Here is an 18,833-nt window from a genome sequence, read left to right on the forward strand (position 1 = left end):
CGCCACGATGAGTCAACAGCACAGAGATCGCCTGGAGTTTGCGGATGAGCCGCCCGGACCCGGGAAGCCGACCCCTCCTTCAGAGCCATCAGCGGCCAGGGCGCCGTTGCTCGAAAAGCAGCCCTCGCCTCCCCAGCAGCTCCTCAAACACTATGAACCGCGCCGCGATCTGCAAGAAGTGAAGCGCCTGCGCATGCTGCGCGAGATTCTGGAGACGGTTGCGCTGACTGTTCTGATGTTTCTGGTCTTCCGTCTGGCTTTCCAAAACTATCGTGTGGATGGACACAGCATGCTGCCCACGCTGCAAGACCAGCAGTTTATTCTGGTGAATCGGGCGGCGTATCTCTTCCATCCGCCTGAGCGCGGCGACATCATTATCTTCGCCTATCCCGTAGACCCCAGCCAGGATTTCGTCAAGCGCATTGTCGGTATCCCAGGGGATCATGTCCAGGTGAATCAAGATGGCCTGGTCTTTATCAATGATATTCAACTGAGCGAACCCTACGTCAATGACCAGACCAACCCCTATCAGCCAACCGATACCAGGCTCGGACCCGATCAGTATTTTGTGCTGGGGGATAATCGTGGCGACAGCTCAGACTCACGGGTCTGGGGGCCGGTGCCGCGCCAGAATATCATCGGCAAAGCCTGGTTGGTCTATTGGCCGCTCCACGATATTCATTTTGTCCCCGACGCCAACGACGTTTTTTCGGCCATCAAACCCTGAATAGACGAGGGGAGCAGGCAGTGTATCTGCCTGCTCCCCGCTTTCGATTGCAGCGCCGCCCCAATGGAGAGGGACGGCGGTATACACGGCATTCAGCCGGATGCACTCTCAGGGCTTACCAGCGACCCCAGCGGCCCCAGCCGCCGCCCCAGCCCCGCCAGCCATAGTGATGATGCAAGATCATTCCCAAAATGGCGAACGGCAGCAAGAAGAGCAGGATGACGAACGCCAGCCCTGCCAGGGCGAAGGTGAACGTCAGCAGCGGCTTGATCAGCAGCGCCACCAGCACGATCAGCAGCAAAATGCCCCAGAAAGGAAAGCGGCGACGGCGGTAATAGAAGCCTCCGCCTGCCCAGGGCTGCCAGCCTGGCCTGCCCTGCCAGCCGCCCTGGTGGTGCGCGAAGCCGTCAGGGTCCATATCGGGCTGATAGCCATAGCCAGAACCATAGCCAGAATAGTGCTGGCGCGCCTGCTCCTGGTCGTTCGCGGGGTCATGGGGCGGGTAGAACTGGGCTTCAGGGTCTCCTGGCTCTGGGCGCTCGCGGGCGCTGCCCTGCCCTGGGTTCGTCGGGTCAACGGTACTCATATCTCTTCCCCTCCATTGGATGGGTGAACAGTGACAGCAGCTTTTCGTTGAAAACGTTCTTCGTTGCAACGCTACTCTTTTTACGTGGGGGCGCGGCAGAAGTTGCAACTGGTAGCTGACGTTGACATCGCAGCGCCACAGGCGGGTTTGGCTTGCCTGGGCTGCTGAGGCTCGAATACATTCGCAGCTTTCTGGCCCGTAAGTTGCGAAGGAGTATGTGATGCTGCCCGGAAGCAGACCTTCTTGCGGAGGGCCACGCGCCGACGCGTAGAAAGGACCGAAAGGTGCGGGGAACTGGCAAGCGTATCTTATTCGTCGTGGGCCATTGGGGGCTGGGCCACGCGACCCGCGACCTCCCTTTGATTCGCGGCTTATTGGTGGAAGGCTGCGAAGTCATCGTGGGCTGCGATGGCCCACCACTGGAGGTGCTGCGCCGGGAACTCCAGGGAGTGTGCGAAGTGCTGCGCCTGCCTGGCTCTCCCATTCCGCTGGCAAGCACTCCGCTGCGTTTTTATACGCGCTACACCCTGCTGCTGCTGCCGATGTGGCGCTCAAAAGCCACGCAGCACGCCGAAGTCGAGCGCCTGACGCAGCGCCGACATATTGATCTGGTCGTCTCGGATAACCGCTATGGTTGTTATAGCCGACAGGCGCCATCGTATCTGATCGCGCATGGCATTCGTTTCATCCCCCCATTTGGTGGGTGGTGGCTGGGGCCTTCGCTCGAATACTTCAATTATCGCGCCTTTACGCCATTCGCTCGCTTGATTGTCCCCGATTTTGCCGCAGACTCGCTCAGTGGTGCGCTCAGCCACGATCTCCGCTTTGTCACACCCGCCAGGGTGGCTTACATTGGCCCGCTGTCGAGTGTGCGCCGTCGCCCGCTGGGTGAAGACCTGGATTACTTTATCACCATCTCCGGGCCAGAGCCGCAGCGCGGCATGCTGGAGCAGCGGCTGCTGGAGCAGGCGCCGCGTCTGGCCGGGCATGGGGTCATGACGCTTGGTCGGCCAGGCGAAGGATTCCTTGGCTGGTACGGAAATTGCAGAGTCTACGCCTATCTTGATCGCTGCATGCAAGAAGAGATGATGAATCGGGCGCGTCTGATCGTCAGCCGGTCAGGATATACGACCCTGATGGAACTGGCCGAGTTAGGTAAACGCGCGCTGTTGATTCCAACGCCTGGGCAGACGGAGCAGGAGTATCTGGCCGCCTATCATCAGCAGCGCGGCGCCGCGCCAATGGTAACGCAGGCGGCGCTCCAGTTGGAAACCGATATACAGCGTGTCCACGCGGGCTTTCGCGGCTTTCAATCCCCCTGGGGAACGGAGCGCAGCGTCGAGCATTTTCTGGATGTCGTATTGGGGCCAGCCGCGCCGCTGCCGCCGGAAAAGACCAGAAGAGAGGAAGCGCCGCCCGAATTGGCATCACCGCTCGGCTGAAACCAGTCTCTTCAGCAGAGGAGCCTACCTGTGGAGCCTATCTGGCCTGGCTGCCTTATTGCTTGACACAACTATAGCCTTTCAGGTATCGTAAGCTTATCGGGATTGTATAGCGCCTTGGGGCTGCCCATCATGGACTCAGGGAACGGGAAAGACTGTTTGCCCATGACCAAAGTACTCATCGTTGATGATGATGAAGAGATCCGCGCGCTGCTCAAAGATATGCTGGTAGAAGAAGGATTCGAGGTAGGCACCGCGCGTGATGGGCAGGAAGCTCTTGATCTTCTGAATCGGGAAAGCGGATGGATCATCTTATTAGATATTATGATGCCTAACGTTGATGGCCGCGAGGTGATTCGACAATTGCAGGCAAATCAGACGCTGCGTGACCAAAACAAGGTCGCGCTGATGTCTGCTGGAGGGCGGCTGGCCCAGGAGCGCCTGCACCTGTCAGCCGATCTGGTAGAAGCCCTGCTCCCCAAACCATTTGACCTGGAGGATGTGCTGGCGGTAGTCAGCCGCCTGGCAAAGTGATCTCGCCTCCCGCCCGTCGCAGCCTTTCCCTACCCTCCAGGCAGGCTAGTGTGTGGCGCTGCCGCCCGTCTCTATCACCTGCTGTGGCTGAATCAGCGCCAGGGTGAAGAAGAAAGTTGACCCTTCCCCTGGGACGCCGCTGCTCTCCACCCAGAGTCGCCCGCCATGCCGCGTGATGATCTCGTGGCTGATATACAGTCCCAGTCCCAGCCCAACAGTGCTCTGAGAGGCGCTGCTGGTGGCGCGAAACCAGCGCCCGAATAGTCGCGGCTGATCTTCCAGCGGAATGCCAATCCCCAGGTCGCGCACGCTCAGCAGCGCCTCTTCGTCGCCAGCCTGGTCTGCGCGGCGCTCCAGCCGAACGGTAATGCTGCTGCCCACCGGCGAATATTTGCGGGCATTGTCAAGCAGATTTTCCAGCGCCTGCTCCAGCCGCGCGGCATCCCCCAGCGCAATCATCGGTTCCGCGCTGCCTGGCTCGCTGCCCTCCCTCTGGCCGGAGGCTCCCGCCACTTCCAGATCAATGCCATAGCCAGGATGCGCGTCCACGACCTTGCGCACCAGGCCGATCAGGTCAACCGCATGGCGCAGGAGTTGCAGACGCCCGGTGTCAATATAACTGACATCCAGCAGCGTGGTGATAAGCTGGCTCAGGCGGTTATAGGGCGCGTCAAGCCTGGCAACCTCTTCGGCGGCGGCCTCCTGCCCTTCTTTGCGCATCTGGCGGCGCAGCAGTTGCAAACGCCCTTTGAGGACGGTCAGCGGTGTGCGCAAGTCGTGCGCGATCAAGGCGATAAACTCGTCTTTCAGCGCCTGTTCGCTGCGTAAGGTCTTCAGCGCGGTTGCCTCCTGCTGAGCAGCGCGGTGGGCCAGCAGGGAGGTAATCTGGTCGGCGAAGAGTTGCAGCCGCGCCAGATCCCTCTCGTTTAAGTCGGGCACGTGCTCGCAGCACAGGCCAATGACGCCCAGCGCCTGCTCTTCACGAAGCAGCGGCGCTGCCAGGGCTGCCCCCGCATCGAGGGTTCTGCTCAAGAAAGGGTACCTGCGCCCGGGGAGGCGCTTCAAGAGCGCCTGCCGGGTCTGGAAGACTTCCAGCAAGAGCGTATTATTGCCCGATTTCGTGTCAAGGGCGCTCACTTCTTCGGATGGCAGGATGGAAGCGGCAATCTCCAATGCGCCCGTCTGCTCATTCCAGAGTTCGACAGTCCCCCCAACCGCGCCCAGGCCGTTCATGGCATAACACAGTATCTGGCTGATGGCTGCGCTCTGGCTTTGCGCGCTTGCTTCTGTGGCTGTCAGAGGCTCGCTTGCCTGAGAGGCCCTCAAGAGCAAGGTGTTGCAGAACTGGTTGGACTCTTCCAGCGAGGGCAGCAGCCAGAACCGGCGCAGCCAGCCTGGAGGCGCGCAACCCAGGTACAGGAGCATGCCCGTAAGCACCACCAGCAGCGCCTCGATCCCTTCCAGCATGAGGCTGATCTCCGGCACAAAGAGGCTCACCAGCCCAAACGTCATGCCGCAGCAGGCCAGGACGCCGCTGGCTGCAAACCCTTGCAGGCGGTAGCGGATGGCCCCACGTGCAAAGGCGCTGCTGTACCAGAAACAGGCTGTGATGAAGAGATAGCTCGCCAGTAAGATCAGCCGGATGGCGAAAGGCCAGAGAGGAATCAGTGTCCCAAGAAAAAAGAAGGGAGAACCGGCGAAAAAGTCGGGGGCTACCAGCGTGAATGCGGCGCTGAGGATCAGGACGCCAAGGGCGATCCATCCCAGCCAGCGGCGGATATTCGTCAGGTCTGCGGTCAGCAGCAGCAGAGCATAGATGTTCAGCAGGGCGCTGATAGTACTGAGTGACAGCAGAAAGGAGGCCACCCCCGGCGCGCCAGCGGCAAGCAGTTGATCATGAGTCTCTAAGAAAAGCAGCGCGCCGCTGGCGCTGGCAAAAACCAGCAGCGTGTGAAAGCGCAGCGAACCCGGCTCGCGCAAAAACTGGCGGGCGGTGATGGCTGTTAAGATCAGGTAGGATAGCCCTTGCACAAGTACGGCAAGCTCTCTGGCCGAAATGCTCATGCGTTAGCATCCTCCTCGCGGAGGCTCCTTTTCCTGTGCTGAAAAGCTAAGAAGGCAAGATGTCTGAGGATTCCATCCTCATGAGGTGGATTGATCTGAACCAGTGTAGCATAACCACGCGCATCAGGCCAGAAACATAGGATTATTGGGTATCGCGCAAGTGGTATAGACCTCATGCGTGCCCTGTAGCAAGAATCAGGCCGATCTCCTGCCCTGGCTGTTTCGCTTGCTTTAACTCACAGTAGCAAGCAGAAGGAGAGAGAGGGGAATTTCCAGCCAGAGCAGGCCAATCAAGAGCCAGCGCCAGCGCCAGGGGGTCAGAGCGCCGACCTGAATGACGCCAGGGGCCAGCCAGCCCTTGCGGCTGCGGGGCAGGTGGACGCGCAGCGCCTTGAACGCCCCGGAGCGTAGATGCTCGTAGGTGAGGATGGCAGAGTCGCCGGGGCGCAGGCGGCGATAGAGTTTGCCGGGGATGCTCACCTCGCGCTGCATCGGGATATTGGTGTGCCAAACGAAGGTTGCCAGATGGCGCTTCATCGGCAGACGCTCTCGATTGCGAAACTCGATCTGGCGCATGGCGACGACTTCGGCATTGACGCGCACTTTCCAGACCGGCCAGGGATAGAAGAAGGTGAAGACCCCCGCCAGCAGGATCGCCAGCGCCACCGCTTGTGGCACGCCAGCCGGTATCTGCGTCTGTGTATCGGCGCTGATCTGTGTACCCTGGTCGGTGAAGACCTGCCCGTTGGGCGCTGAGATGCTGGTTATGACCAGATGGCCCAGGTCAGGCAGCCCCAGCAGCGAACGCTGGTGATAGATTACCAGCAGGGTGCTGAGTGTGTCGGGGAACGGCGTGGCGTGTTGCAGCCGTGCGACATGATTCGCGCCGTCCTGGGTAAAGTGAACCGTCAGGATGCAAGCCCCCGCAATGGCCGGATCGCTCTCGCCGGGGTTGTGGTCGGCGCAGCGATTATCTACTGCTGCGAGGGCGCTGGCCTGCATCGGCGCGCCATCGCGCATCAGCGTGGGGGTAATGAAATAGGCCAGGGCGATCAGCGCCAGCGCGAGCGCAATGGAGAGCCGACGCAGCCAGAAAGCGGGCGTCGGACGCCAGGGGGGCATATGCCCGGCCACATCAAAGGGGAGCGACGTGGCTGGATGAGCTGTCAACGGCTGCTCGGATGAAATTGCCATGCGCGCGTTCTGCCTTGACCATCATCAGGGAGGGAAGCGACCTCTGTCATGAAGAGGCGCGCCCTTTTGCTTCACCTACTCACTTCAGTTATTATAGTACGAAGTATACAACAGAAAAGTTAAGGTGTGATGAAAGTTAATTGATGGCGTTTGCTCGACGTTTGGCCTGCAACCCTGATATACTGCGCGCGCAGAGACGATCATTATCTGGCTGAAGAGGGAACCTATGCGAACGGCTGTTTTAGGGGGGGGCGCGCTGGGATTGACGCTGGCGCTGCGACTGGCCCAGCGCGGCGAGCATGTGGTGGTGCTGGAGAAAGAAGCGGCGCCTGGGGGCCTGGCGGCAGGCTTTCCGATAGGCAATGTCTATCTCGAAAAGTTCTACCATCATCTCTTTCGTTCAGATACCACGATGATCGCGCTGATTCACGAACTGGGGCTGGACGAGCGTCTGGAGTGGCACGCGCCCAGGACCAGTTCGATGGTTGATGGCAAGCCGTATGCCTTTAGCCCGCTGGATATTCTCTTGCATTTCACTCCGCTCTCGTTCGTTGACCGCGTGCGCCTGGGCGCGGTGGGGGCGTATCTAAAGCTGCGCCGCAGCCATGTGCCTTTTGAGCGTGTCACCGCCGCCGAGTGGATGGCTCGTTGGATGGGCAAACGCCCCTATGAACTGGTCTGGCAGCCTATTCTGGAGTCGAAGTTTGGCGAGTATTATCCTCAGATTAGCATGGCCTGGATGTGGTCGCGCCTGCATTGCCGCTCTTTTAGCCTGGGCTATCTGCGCGGCGGCTTCCAGCAGGTGTATGACGCGCTGGCGCGCGAGGTTCGCGCGCGCGGCGGAGAAGTGCGCCTGGGCTGCGAAGTGCTGAACGCCCGGAGGGCGCAGGTATCGGGCGGCTGGCTCGTCTCCAGCACACCAGGGCCAGATGCTCCGGCGCAAGAAGAGACGTTTGATCGCGTCATCTCCACGCTGCCCACGCGCCTCACCTTCCGGCTGATCCCCGAACTGCCCCAGGACTTCCGCGAGCGATACGATTGGGGGCTGGCTTATGGCGCACACTGCCTGATTCTGGCGCTGAAGCACTCGCTGAGCGATGTCTACTGGCTGCAATTCACGGATCGCGGCTATCCCTTCCTGGCAGCGGTGGAGCATACCAACCTGATGCCCAAAGAGGACTACGGCGGGCGGCATCTGCTCTACTTGGGCAATTATCTGCCCATGACGCATCCGCTGTTCAAGCAGAGCAAAGAGGACGTGCTGGCGAGTCATCTGCCGCACCTCAAGCGCATCAACCCACTGTTCAGCCCGGACTGGGTGACTGACTCCTGGATGTTTGCCGCGCCCTTTGCCCAGCCTATCGTCACCCGCGACTTTCCGGCGCATATCCCGCCGCACGAAACGCCGCTCCCTGACCTCTGGATCGCCAACATGTTCCAGGTCTATCCACAGGATCGCGGCCAGAATTACAGCGTGGCGCTGGCCGAGCGGCTGGTCAGGCGGATCGTGCGCTAAGAACGCCTCACACAACCGCCGCACGAGCAGGGGCGGGGTTGGAGCGCCGTCCTTCCAGGCGGCAGGGGTGGGGCCAACCGCCGGTTGTGTGAGGCATTCTAAGAGTAGTGTTCAACCGGGGTTGGTATCCCCTATGGAGAACGACTATGAACAGGTTCCTGCGCCTTTTTCGGCGACTCCAGTGGCGACTCACCTTATCCTATCTGTTGGTGACGCTGGTGGTCGTCTTCACCGTTGAAATGGTGAATACCGTCGGTGACATTACCGCCGCGCAGCAGGACAAAACCGATTATTTGTATGTGCAGGCTCTGTCCGATCTGGTTGCGCCGCAGGTTCTCCCGTATGTGACCACAGACCCGCCAGACCGATCAGCCCTCAGCGCCTGGATCAAATCTTTTATTGCGCCGCCGGTGAACGGCAAGGAGAACACCTCTGACCCCTCTCACGCGAAATACGCGGCGGTGGTGATTCTGGATCGCGGTGGACACACGCTGGCGGCCCAGACCGATGATGGCACGGACCCGGAACAGTACACCACGCTGCCCCAATCCAAAGCGATTATTCACGCGGCGCTGCAAGGCGATCAAAACCAGGCTGACCTGATATATCCCCTGCCCACCGGGCAGACAGCCGTCGCGGTGCCTCTCAAGGGTGCTGGAGTCTTCTTTCTGGTGGTGAAGGGGCGCTTGAGCCTCGTAAGCAGCGCCTCAAAGGAGAGCTTCACCGATGCCCTGATAGTCAATGTGCAAAAAGAGTATTTCTTCATCTTGCTCACCGTCGTGATCGGCACGCTGGCAGGCATGCTGGGTTCGCGGGGCATCCGCCGCCGCCTGCGCCGGATTACACGGGCAGCCGACGCCTGGAGCCAGGGCGAGTTTCAGGTGGAGGTGCGCGACCGCTCGCGCGACGAACTGGGGCAGCTTGCCCAGCAACTCAACAGCATGGCCGATCAGTTGCAAAACCTCATCACCACGCGCCAGGAACTGGCCGTGGTGGAGGAGCGCCATCGTCTGGCGCGCGATCTGCACGATTCTATCAAGCAGCAGATGTTTGTCGTGACGCTGCTCGTCGGCGCGGCGCGGGTGCAGGTGGCCGATCATCCCCAGGCCGCGCAGACCCTCGACGAAGCGGCGCGCCTGGCTGGTCAGGCGCAGCAGGAATTGACCGCCCTGATCCACGAACTGCGCCCGATGGCGCTGGCCGGGAAGGGTCTAGGTGGGGCGCTGACCGATTTGACAGACGAGTGGGCAAAATCTACGGGTATCGCTGTTGAGGCCCGGCTGCCAGACGAGCTTGTCGCGCCCCTGCCGATTGAGCAGGCGCTCTTTCGCATCGCGCAGGAGGCGCTTACAAATATTGCCCGGCATAGTCGCGCCACGCGGGTAGTGGTGTCGCTTGAACCAGAAACAGAGACGCTGACGCTGCGCATTCAGGACAATGGTAGCGGCTTCAACCTGGCGCAAGCCGAAGGGCGCGGGCTGGGCCTGAGCAGCATGGGCGAGCGCGCCGAGGCGGTCGGCGGGACGCTGCATATAGGCAGCGATGCCACTGGCGCGTGTGTGGAGGCCAGCATTCCGCTGGCCGCGTCAGCGCCGGGCGATGCCGACCTTGAAATAGCGCAGCGTTTGCTGAGCGCGCGGCGCTCTGAAGGCGAGAGGGAGGAACTGCGCGATGGAGCAAGCAATCACGCTCCTCATCGTGGATGACCATCAACTGGTGCGCTGGGGCATACGTACCTTTCTGGCAACGCAGCCCGACTTTCTGGTCCTGGGGGAAGCGGCTACGGGCGAAGAGGCGCTGCGTCTGGCGGAAGCGCAGGAGCCGCAGGTGGTGTTGATGGACCTGCGTATGCCCGGCATGGGTGGCGTCGAAGCGATCAGGCAGATGCGCGCCCGCTGGCCGAATATAGCGGTGGTGATCCTGACGACCTATAACGAAGATGATTTAATGGTTCAGGGACTCCAGGCGGGCGCCTGTGGCTACCTGCTCAAAGATTGCGCGCTGGAGACGCTGGTGCAGGCGCTGCGCGCGGCGGCGCGTGGAGAGATGCTGGTGCAGCCAGAGGTGATGGCGCGCATCCTCGCGCGCGCCGCGCAGGCGCTGTCGCCGCCATCACGCACAACGCGGGCGCGCCATAGCCTGGACCTGACCGAGCGCGAGCGAGAAGTGCTTTCGGGGGTGGCGCGGGGCGAGCGCAGCAAAGAGATTGCGCTGCGGCTGGGCATTAGCGAGCGCACCGTAGGAGCCTATATCAATACTATCTTTAGCAAGCTGGGGGTTGATTCGCGGGCCTCTGCTGTGGCGGTGGCGCTGGAGCGTGGGCTGCTGCCCCGCCAGAGCTAGCCACTATCTGCGCTTCTCGCGCCCCAGGGCGACCAGCACCACGCCGGTAAGGATGAAGACCAGGGCCAGCAATTCAATGGCGGTGATCTGCTCTCCGGCAAATGCCGCCCCCAGCAGCAGCGCCACCAGCGGGTTTGCATAGGCATTGCTGGTCGCCAGAGCCGGGCGCACGCGCTTGAGCAGATAGCCATAGGCGCTGAAGCCCACCAGCGAACCAAAGACGACCAGATAGGCCAGCGCCCAGAAGGCCACCGGGGGCGGCGGGCCGGAAAATCGCTCGTTCAAGACCAGTCCCAGCCCCAACAGCGCCGCGCCGCCGACCAGCATCTCTGCCGCGCTGGACATGGCCCCCGCTGGCAGAGTAAGATGCTGGCTCCAGACAGAACCCAGCGCCCAGCAGATGGCCGCCAGCAGGATGGTCACGGCCCCAATCGGGGTGGCGCTCAGGCCGCCGCCTAGATTTAAGAAGATGATGCCGACAAAACCGACGATCAGGCCGATCCACTCTTTGCCATTGGGCCAGCGTCCCCAGATGCGGGCAAACAGGACCGCCCACAACGGCACAGAAGCGACGATCAGCGCCGCCACGCCAGAGGCTACCGACTGTTCGGCGAAGACGACCCCGCCATTGCCGCAGACCAGCAAAAGCCCACCCACGACGGCTGCCCCGGTCCATTGGCGGCGGTTGGGGTTTGGCGCGCCGCGCACGCGCAAGAAGCCATAGAGGATGCTTCCAGCGATCAAGAAGCGGAGTCCGGCCCCCAGAAACGGTGGGAAGCCGACGAGGGTTTCTCGAATTGCCAGATAGGTCGAACCCCAGATGACATACACAGCCAGCAGCGCCAGACCAATAAAGAGCCAGTTGTGCCTGCCGGGCGCGGCGGGGGTCGCTGCTTCACTATTTGGGGGCTGCTCCTGAGCGGCATCAGCCGGGGCAACAGGTGTGGGGTGGTCTATGCCGCCGACGGGTTCCGTCGCCTGGAAACGAATCGGGCGCGAAAACAGCATGTGCATGCTTTTATTTTAAGCGCAGAATCGCCTATAATGAAGGGGAAATGAAAAGCGTTTTCCCTCTATCGCTTATAAAAGTAAGGTGGAATCCGATGTTCGCTTTCGATTATGAAAAGGCGCTGGACACAACCAGTTGGGAAATCTTGTGCGCGCTGCAAGAAGATGCGCGGCTTTCGTTCAGCGAACTGGGCCGTCGGGTGGGACTGTCCGCGCCCGCTGTCGCCGAACGGGTGCGCAAGCTCGAAGAAGCGGGTATCATCGCCGGGTATCACGCGCGGGTCTGCCCGGAAAAGATCGGCTACGCGCTGATGGCCTTTATCCGTGTGGAGTCGCCCAGCGAGAAATGCCCGATTGTGAGCGCGTTTATCGCTGATCTGCCGGAGGTATTGGAATGCCATCGCGTTACCGGCAGCGATTCGTTTATTCTGAAAGTGATCGTCGTATCCGTCGCGCATCTGGAGGCGCTGCTCGACCGCCTGATGCCCTATGGGCAACTCACCACGTCGGTGGTGTTGTCGTCTCCAGTCAAAAATCGCGTGATTGAACCACAGGAACCAGCCTCCCCCAACTGAAAACGCCTGCACCCTCTCGCGCCTTGATAATACGTATCGCGCTTGCGAATCGTCTTTTAGAGAAAAGAGGATTGTCTTTGGTCCCGGGCGAATTGACGGATGGATGTTGAAGGCCGTATACTGGGGCCGATAACATTGAGCGAAGCTGCGAGCCGCTTGCCACCGGGGTGGCATGGTCAGGGAAGCAGCAGAGAGGCGGAAATGGGTACCTCTACAAAACGACCAAAATCAAAATCCGGCCAATCGGCTGGCAAGCAGACGAGCGGCAAGCCTGGAGCCAACCAGCAGGCTTCTGGCGCTGCGAAGACCACGCCGGACGCTGCCGTATCAACCTCCAAAACGACGACCAACGCGGCGTCAGGCGCTAAAACGAAGCCGGTGACAACCGGCGCGAAGGCGTCAACCGGCCCGGCGAGCGCGACGGTTGTTTCCAAGGCAGCGCAGACGCCTGCCAGGCCGCCGTCTGGAAGGCTTCAGACCAACAAGCGCGACCAGAAGCGCGAGGCGCGCCGCGAGGAGTTCAGCCGCAAGATCGAGGAGCGCCGCCAGCAGCGCGAGCGCGAGCGCCGCAACCGAACGCTGAAGCGATGGGCGCTCTTTGGCCTCCCATCGGTGGCGGCGGTGGTCATCGTTGGTATTCTCCTCTATAATACGTTCTTTGGCCCGCAGGTCGCCCCATATCTGAGGGGCGCGCCCATAGATGGCATTTCATGCGACTCCCTTGAGGGGCAGGTCACTCACTATCACGCGCACCTGCAAATCTATGTCAACGGGCAGCAGGTTCCGATTCCTGGGGATGTTGGCCGCCAGTCTATTACCCCCTGCTTCTACTGGCTGCACGTACATTCCGATACGGGCGACGAGGGCGTCATTCATATTGAGTCGCCAAATAAGAATACCTTTGACCTGCGTCAATTCTTCGACATCTGGGGCCAGACGCTCAGCGCGACGAACTTGCTGGGGCATAAGGTAGATGCGGCGCATAAACTGACCGTGTATGTGTATGCGACCGATCAGCAGCCGTCGGACCCCAGCCAGCCCTTTACAGTGACGCCGCCGAACGATCTGAAGCCTTATACGGACGATCCCGCGAAGATTCCTCTCAAAGCGCACGAGTTGATTGTGCTTGAATATGGCACGCCGCTTGTGCCGCCGCCCGCGTGGTCGTTCCTACCCAACGAATAGGTCAGGCGCGGCAAAGGACGAAGCAGCACATCAGGGGCAACATGAACGTTGCCCCTGATGTGCTTTGTTGTCGGGTCTGGCTGGCAGATGATGAAGCATACAGGCCGCTGCCCCGGCAAGGTCATTTCCCCGCTGTCTGACCCTGTTCGCTGTGTGCGTCGGGAAGGTTTGCTCGTACTACCGCCACCAGTTCAGAGACATCGAATGGTTTGCGCAGCAGGATGCCTTCCTGAACGCCTTCGATGGAAAGATCAAACGTTGTGCCGCCGCTGAGGAAGATGATGGGCAGGCGCTGCGTGGCTGGCGCAGATCGCAGACGTCGGTAGACCTCCGCGCCGCTGATGCCCGGCAGGCGCATATCCAGCAGGATCAGATCAACCGGCTGCTCGTCCACCAGCTTCAGGGCTTCCTCGCCATTGGGGGCGATGCGTACCTCCCAGGCCCCATTGCCTTCGAGGCGCAGCGCCGCCTGGATGATCTCGGCAACTTTGGTATCATCTTCGACAATCAGGATGCGCCAGAGCGCGATGGGAGCGGCGTCAGGTGTATTTGTAGGGGGCGCTTCTTCGGCAGACGTTGGCAAGGAGGGCGGCGCTGATTCTCCTGGGGCTGGCTGCGTATGCCGACGCCAGAGGGCATCAAGGCATCTCAGACAGCCACAGGGAGCTTTTTCGCCCATCAAATTGTTCCTCTTTTTGCGGCGGCATCAGCAGAATGTTCTTTAATTTCAGTCCTCGAACTATAGTTCTCGCATGATAGTTGAGTCTGTCTGCCTTTGTCAAGCAAGCGCCTGGAGCGGGTTTCACCACTCACCGGGGCTTGCCACCTGTAGCGCCGCCATCTTGGCGGCCACCGCTGCGCCAGCGCGCACGCTTGTCCTGGAGGGCGACCATTCGCCTTGGCGCAGCGGTGGCCGCCAAGATGGCGGCGCTACAGGTGCAGACGCCGCGCCGACGGGGTGGGGAGCCTGCGCCGGCAGGCTTGGTGGCGCAGCCCCCAGGCGCGGCCTTCAGCCGCCAGCCTACTGGCCTGGGTGGGTTGCCCCGCTGCGGTGAAGATGATGAGAACATTGGGCTACTGCAAGACGGCTTTTGCCTCGATCTTATCGGTGATGGCGTCACCGTGACGGTGGGTGATCTTCCAGGCTCCCGCTTCCCGCCGATAGAGCTGCGTCACGCGCAGCGCGGTTGGGCGAAGCTCGTCCTGCCCTATCACTCGCGCCTCTCCGCGTTCAATCCAGACGGTATAGCCCAGGTGATCGCTCGCAGAGAGCGCCAGAAGCTCGAAGTCCGTATGGCCGCCGCGATAGCGTTCTGCCCCCCACTCCAGGCGCGGGCCAACCTGCGCCCAGCCGCGCTCATAGGCTCCCCAGGCGCCGAAAATGGTCACGTCGTCAGCGTGTGACCAGCACGCTTGAAACGGGGCGGGATCGCCGTTGAGATACTGCTGTGATACGACCCGGATATGCGCGACGGTCTGACGCAGTTCTTCTTCTGGCGTCATAGCGATGGCCTCTTTCTACACAGGTTAAGAACAGGGGAATGAACGATACGCTGTGAACAGAGTAAGCAATGTACCCGCGCCTGTCAAGCGCACCTGTAGCGCGGTTCTACCAAATCTGAGGTGTTGGCAAGCGAGGCGTGTGACTGGTAGCGCCGCCATCTTGGCGGCCAGCGGTGGCCTGCTGGTCCGCTGGCCTGGAGGGCGCACGCTCGCCAGGGCGCAGCGTTGGCCGCCTGGAAGGCGGCGCTACAAGTGACCTCCGATAATTGGTGGAACCCTGTAGCGTCCCTTCCAGGCGGCTAATCGCCGATGGGGTCGAGCCTGTCTGGTCAGGCGCGCGCGTTGCGGCGCGTCAGCAGGCGCTGGCGGGCATAAGCTGCCACTTCGCCAAGGTTCAGGAAGGCGCAGGTTGTCAGGCCATGCACAACCACCGGCAGCAAGATCGAGCGCGGCGCGGGCTGAATGATGTAAAGGACGCCAAAGAGCGCGCCCGCCAGGCCCACGCCCGCGATGCTCAGCCAGCCCCAGCCGCCCAGCCGATGATAGAGCGCGTAGGCCGCTGTGCTGACCAGCCAGCCCAGCGCCAACGAACCGCTCCAACGCGCCACAAAGGTGAGAACGAGGCCACGATAGAAGAGTTCTTCCGCCGGGGCGTTGAGAAAAAGGTAATAGCCGCTCTGGAATAGGTGATCGGCGAGTGTGGGCAGGCGATAGCGCGGCAAGATGACGGCGCGATAAGCGGCGGTCAGCGCGCCAAAGGGGATGCCAATCGCCAGCCCCAGCCCGATCTGCTGCGCGGCTTGCGACCAGGAAAGGGCTGGCAGACCAATCTCTGCCAGGGGTAGATGGAAGAGCCAGGCCACCACCAGCGGCGCGAGAAGCAGCGGCAGCGCGCGCGTGGGCAGGTCAAGCCGCAGCCAGCGCCAGCTATCGGCAGGCGTTGAGCGTTTCGGTGGTTGAATGATGGCTGCTCTTTCTTGCGTTGTCACGTGACGCCTCTTCGTGCCGCCCGGCGTCAAGAACGGCGCGCCTGGGCGATCAGGCCCACAGCGGAGATCGCCATGAGCAAAACGGCGAACAGAAAGATAGTGGCCTGCACACCGTAAGAGGGCATCAGCCAGAAGACCGGCAAGAACGTACCCAGGATGCTGCCCACTGTCGAAAGCGCGTACAGCCGCCCGGCGGTGCTGCCCGCGCTGCCCACCGTCTTGATGCGCAGCCGAATGGCGAAGGGCGAAACACAGCCGAGCAAGATCACTGGCAGCGAGAAGAGCAGCAGCATCGCTATCAAGGGGCCAACGGAAATGTCGCTGGCCGATTGGGCGAAGGTCTGCGCGGTCCAACCCAGGACATCCTTGGCGAGCAGGGGAATCAGGCCGATGGTGGCGGCGGCGAAGGCGGTCAGGCGATAGAGCGCCAGCGAATAGGGCGCGCGGTCGGCCAGCTTGCCGCCGAGATAATACCCCAGGGTCAGATAGATCAGCGTCAGGCCAATCAGATTGGCCCAGACAAATTGCGAATCCCCAAAGAACGGCGCGACCAGCCGCGCCGCAGTCATCTCCACGCCCAGCGAGGACATGCCCCCCAGGAAGACCAGCGCGATCAGCAGCAATCCCCGGTCTGGCGCTGCGTCATCATGCGCCAGATGGGCTGTGTCGGCGGTCTGTGCCTGGGATGTGCCGTTTCCCTTCGTGGTTATCTTCTTCGAGCGAGAGCGGTTTCCTGGCGTGGGTCTGGCTGCTGGCATGCGGTTGGGTTGCTCCGGTGCGAAACATTCAGGGTATCAGAGAGTATAGTAGCACCGTCGGGCCGGGCAAGGCAAATACCTCGTATCCATTAGTTCCACCACACAGGAGGTGCTGGCAGGCGAGGCGTGTTACTTGTAGCGCCGCCTTCCGGGCGGCTAGCCACTGGCCGCCAAGATGGCGGCGCTACAAGTGGCAACCTCCGATAGTTGGTGGAACCGTATCCACTGGCTGCTTCTCGAACTCCAGCCCGTCCATCAGCGCGGGTGCGAAAATGGCTTCAAGCGCAAGCTGCTCATCACGATAGGCGGGATCAGCATAGATTTCAGCATACATCCGCTCAAGCTCGGCCTGGCTGCGCTCGTATTCCAGCAGCTTTGCCTCGCGCAAGATGAGCTGCTCTATTAAAGAGGTTGCGCTGCGGGCGCGGCCAGCTTCTACCAGGGCATCGAGCGCCCTGGCCGTCGGTTCATGCAATGCAAACGTTTTACGTACAATGGGAGTTTTATTGGCGGACATAGGATACCTCCTCTGTCACATAGTCTTTGAGATCGGCAGATGGCAAGCTGCATCTCAATCTGCGTGTTCATCGCCCGAAAAGCCGTTGTGACCAGTCGGCATGGCAGGCTTTCAGAGGGAGCGATCACCTGCTCTTCTTGTTTCTGCGCGAACATCTTGGCGCGGGGGCATAAAACTGGAACGGCGTTTCATACAGGGTCATGTTGCCCTGCTCGATGATAGCATCGGTAATGATCGGCGCTGGCGCTGCGGTTTGCGCTGGCTCGGCGCTGCCCTCGGTGAAAGCGCGCCCGACGGCGTTTGTTTTGAGTTCACAGAGGATATTTTCGTCTTTATCGGTGATATGCCACTTTGGCGCGCGCCCCGGCCCCAGGTAGAACTTGCCCAGGCGGCTCCAGGGGATGACCAGATGTTTGCGCCAGAAGTCGAAGCGCAGCCCCTGCTCGTACACTGTAATGACCGACCAGGCAAAGTACGCCTGGCGATACACCAGAAACACGCCAGCCCCGATCACAATCAAGGCCATCAACCCCGGCACAACGCGATCAGCCAGACCGGCTGAAGCGAAGGACTGGGTGAGAAAGCCGGTGGTTGCAAGGGGGATGAACACCAAAATGGCGAAGGCGATCAGTTTGGCTGAGAGGGGGTAGCGATACTCATAGCGCCGCGCGCCCAGGGTGTCGGCGTCATTGGCGGCCTGTTGTCGAGAGGAAGAGAGCGTCATGGTGGCTGGCTCGGTTCTAGGGCGTCTGCTGCTGCGCTTTTGCTTTGGCTTTTCTGGATGTGCTGCGAGAGGCCGGGCGCTTCTCCGATCTGGATGCGCTGCGTGAGGGGGAGCGGCTCTCCTCGCGCCGTCCAAGGGAGGGCAGCCAGTAAGGTGTACCGGTGGAACTCAGCCGGGCATAGATCGTAATCAGCTTGGCAAGCTGGCGGCCTTTGGGCAAGCCGAACAACGAGCGAAAGAGGAATGCCCAGGCTCCACGCCCGGTGCCGACGACCCAGCGTTCGCTCCGGCGGAAATAATCCACTTTGAGCATACTGATCTCCTCCCAGCGGCTGCGTACCACGCGGAACATAGTCTTATATTCTATCCCATCGCTGCGCAAAGTGACACGGGTACTCGCCAGACTCAGCATCATCAGGCTGCTAAACAGCCCGGCGAACGCCCCGGCAATCCCCTGTGCCAGGAAGAGACGGTCATCAACGCCATAGAGCAGCCCATTGACAAGCAGATAGATGAGATACAGAACAGCGATGATAAGCGGGATGCCACCAAGGAGGCGCAGAATGAACCGTTGATAGGGGCGATAGCGGTAGACGCCCAGCACGCGCCCTTGCAGAATGGCTCGCTCTGGCCGCTCGCGGGGCGGGGCATACGGGTCATCTACGATCAAATGCCAGATGGCGCGAAAGAGTGGAAAGATGGCGCGCTTGAATCCCCTGGCAGCAAACACCACCAGGAGCCGCAAGCCTCGCGCCAGCCCTTTTAACAGGCGGAACCCGCTTTGCCTGGATTTGCGCGGGCTGGCGGCGCGTCGGGCGCGCCGGTTGGGGCCAGCAGCTTTGCTTTCCGCCTGCTGGCGTGATCGAGGCGGCGGGGGAAAGAAGAAATCGGTGCGCGCGCTCTCCGGTTCAGGCTCCGGCTCCGGCTCTATGATGAGCGGCTGCACCTCTTCGGAGATGACGATAGCCGTGGTATCAATGATGGTCGGATCAGATTCCGGCTGCTGCCCGGCAATAAATGACTCTTCAACCGGCGCGACTGGTTCCGCCGCGTCGCTGACTGGTATTGATGGTTTGCGTCGGCGCGCGCGTGTGCGGGGTTCTGGTGTCATCCGCCCATCCTCGCTTCCAGAAGTCTTCCGCCTGTGTGTGCAGGCATGACGATTGTA

Annotated in this window: 19 protein-coding genes; 8 read left to right on the forward strand and 11 right to left on the reverse strand. The window is 61.2% G+C overall.

Annotation, left to right across the window (positions count from 1 at the left end):
- The first annotated feature begins 7 nt into the window (after positions 1-7).
- Complete coding sequence (lepB, locus tag VH599_16695; protein HEY7349958.1) at positions 8-727, forward strand: signal peptidase I; 720 nt, start codon at positions 8-10, stop codon at positions 725-727.
- Positions 728-842: 115 nt separating this feature from the next.
- Here the strand turns inward: lepB and VH599_16700 are convergent, their stop codons facing one another.
- Positions 843-1,313, reverse strand: a complete 471-nt coding sequence (locus tag VH599_16700; protein HEY7349959.1) for a hypothetical protein — start codon at positions 1,311-1,313, stop codon at positions 843-845.
- Between the two features lie 284 nt (positions 1,314-1,597).
- On the opposite strand from VH599_16700, the gene VH599_16705 reads away from it, so the two are divergent.
- Positions 1,598-2,755 carry a glycosyltransferase gene (locus tag VH599_16705; GenBank protein HEY7349960.1) on the forward strand — a complete coding sequence of 386 codons (1,158 nt, stop codon included), beginning with the start codon at positions 1,598-1,600 and terminating at the stop codon, positions 2,753-2,755.
- Positions 2,756-2,920: 165 nt separating this feature from the next.
- Positions 2,921-3,289 carry a response regulator gene (locus VH599_16710; protein ID HEY7349961.1) on the forward strand — a complete coding sequence of 123 codons (369 nt, stop codon included), beginning with the start codon at positions 2,921-2,923 and terminating at the stop codon, positions 3,287-3,289.
- 45 nt (positions 3,290-3,334) lie between these two features.
- Here VH599_16710 and VH599_16715 read toward each other — a convergent pair whose 3' ends face one another.
- Positions 3,335-5,353, reverse strand: a complete 2,019-nt coding sequence (locus VH599_16715; protein HEY7349962.1) for an ATP-binding protein — start codon at positions 5,351-5,353, stop codon at positions 3,335-3,337.
- 231 nt (positions 5,354-5,584) lie between these two features.
- On the reverse strand, positions 5,585-6,547 hold the full coding sequence (locus VH599_16720; GenBank protein ID HEY7349963.1) for a hypothetical protein: 963 nt from the start codon (positions 6,545-6,547) through the stop codon (positions 5,585-5,587).
- A gap of 226 nt (positions 6,548-6,773) precedes the next feature.
- On the opposite strand from VH599_16720, the gene VH599_16725 reads away from it, so the two are divergent.
- From VH599_16725 to VH599_16735, 3 genes are all read left to right on the forward strand, one after another.
- Positions 6,774-8,063, forward strand: coding sequence for an NAD(P)/FAD-dependent oxidoreductase (locus VH599_16725; protein ID HEY7349964.1), 1,290 nt, complete (start codon positions 6,774-6,776; stop codon positions 8,061-8,063).
- A gap of 146 nt (positions 8,064-8,209) precedes the next feature.
- The gene (locus tag VH599_16730; GenBank protein HEY7349965.1) at positions 8,210-9,769 is read left to right on the forward strand and encodes a sensor histidine kinase; all 1,560 of its coding nucleotides are present in this window, start codon (positions 8,210-8,212) and stop codon (positions 9,767-9,769) included.
- Entirely contained in the window at positions 9,735-10,406 is a 672-nt protein-coding gene (locus VH599_16735; GenBank protein HEY7349966.1) for a response regulator transcription factor, read from the forward strand. Before VH599_16730 ends, VH599_16735 begins: the two co-directional genes overlap by 35 nt.
- Before the next feature lie 3 nt (positions 10,407-10,409).
- Here VH599_16735 and yedA read toward each other — a convergent pair whose 3' ends face one another.
- Positions 10,410-11,414: a drug/metabolite exporter YedA gene (yedA, locus tag VH599_16740; GenBank protein ID HEY7349967.1), complete on the reverse strand. Its 1,005-nt coding sequence runs from the start codon at positions 11,412-11,414 to the stop codon at positions 10,410-10,412.
- A gap of 95 nt (positions 11,415-11,509) precedes the next feature.
- On the opposite strand from yedA, the gene VH599_16745 reads away from it, so the two are divergent.
- Together VH599_16745 and VH599_16750 are read left to right on the forward strand one after the other, a co-directional pair.
- Positions 11,510-11,989 carry an Lrp/AsnC family transcriptional regulator gene (locus VH599_16745; GenBank protein ID HEY7349968.1) on the forward strand — a complete coding sequence of 160 codons (480 nt, stop codon included), beginning with the start codon at positions 11,510-11,512 and terminating at the stop codon, positions 11,987-11,989.
- A 201-nt stretch (positions 11,990-12,190) separates the two neighbouring features.
- Positions 12,191-13,174, forward strand: a complete 984-nt coding sequence (locus tag VH599_16750; GenBank protein ID HEY7349969.1) for a hypothetical protein — start codon at positions 12,191-12,193, stop codon at positions 13,172-13,174.
- 121 nt (positions 13,175-13,295) lie between these two features.
- Here the strand turns inward: VH599_16750 and VH599_16755 are convergent, their stop codons facing one another.
- The 7 genes from VH599_16755 to VH599_16785 all read right to left on the reverse strand — a co-directional run bounded on the left by VH599_16755 (position 13,296) and on the right by VH599_16785 (position 18,776).
- Positions 13,296-13,853, reverse strand: a complete 558-nt coding sequence (locus tag VH599_16755) for a response regulator transcription factor (GenBank protein ID HEY7349970.1) — start codon at positions 13,851-13,853, stop codon at positions 13,296-13,298.
- A gap of 395 nt (positions 13,854-14,248) precedes the next feature.
- Positions 14,249-14,677 carry a nuclear transport factor 2 family protein gene (locus tag VH599_16760; GenBank protein HEY7349971.1) on the reverse strand — a complete coding sequence of 143 codons (429 nt, stop codon included), beginning with the start codon at positions 14,675-14,677 and terminating at the stop codon, positions 14,249-14,251.
- A gap of 329 nt (positions 14,678-15,006) precedes the next feature.
- A complete protein-coding gene (locus VH599_16765) occupies positions 15,007-15,666 on the reverse strand; it encodes a CPBP family intramembrane glutamic endopeptidase (GenBank protein ID HEY7349972.1) in 660 nt (219 codons plus the stop codon).
- Positions 15,667-15,692: 26 nt separating this feature from the next.
- A complete protein-coding gene (locus VH599_16770; protein HEY7349973.1) occupies positions 15,693-16,424 on the reverse strand; it encodes a fused MFS/spermidine synthase in 732 nt (243 codons plus the stop codon).
- 184 nt (positions 16,425-16,608) lie between these two features.
- Positions 16,609-16,941, reverse strand: a complete 333-nt coding sequence (locus VH599_16775; GenBank protein ID HEY7349974.1) for a hypothetical protein — start codon at positions 16,939-16,941, stop codon at positions 16,609-16,611.
- Between the two features lie 124 nt (positions 16,942-17,065).
- On the reverse strand, positions 17,066-17,665 hold the full coding sequence (locus VH599_16780) for a DUF6585 family protein (GenBank protein ID HEY7349975.1): 600 nt from the start codon (positions 17,663-17,665) through the stop codon (positions 17,066-17,068).
- Positions 17,666-17,681: 16 nt separating this feature from the next.
- Positions 17,682-18,776: a hypothetical protein gene (locus tag VH599_16785; GenBank protein HEY7349976.1), complete on the reverse strand. Its 1,095-nt coding sequence runs from the start codon at positions 18,774-18,776 to the stop codon at positions 17,682-17,684.
- Positions 18,777-18,833 lie beyond the last annotated feature (57 nt).

This window comes from Ktedonobacterales bacterium (genome assembly GCA_036557285.1).
Taxonomy (GTDB): domain Bacteria; phylum Chloroflexota; class Ktedonobacteria; order Ktedonobacterales; family DATBGS01; genus DATBHW01.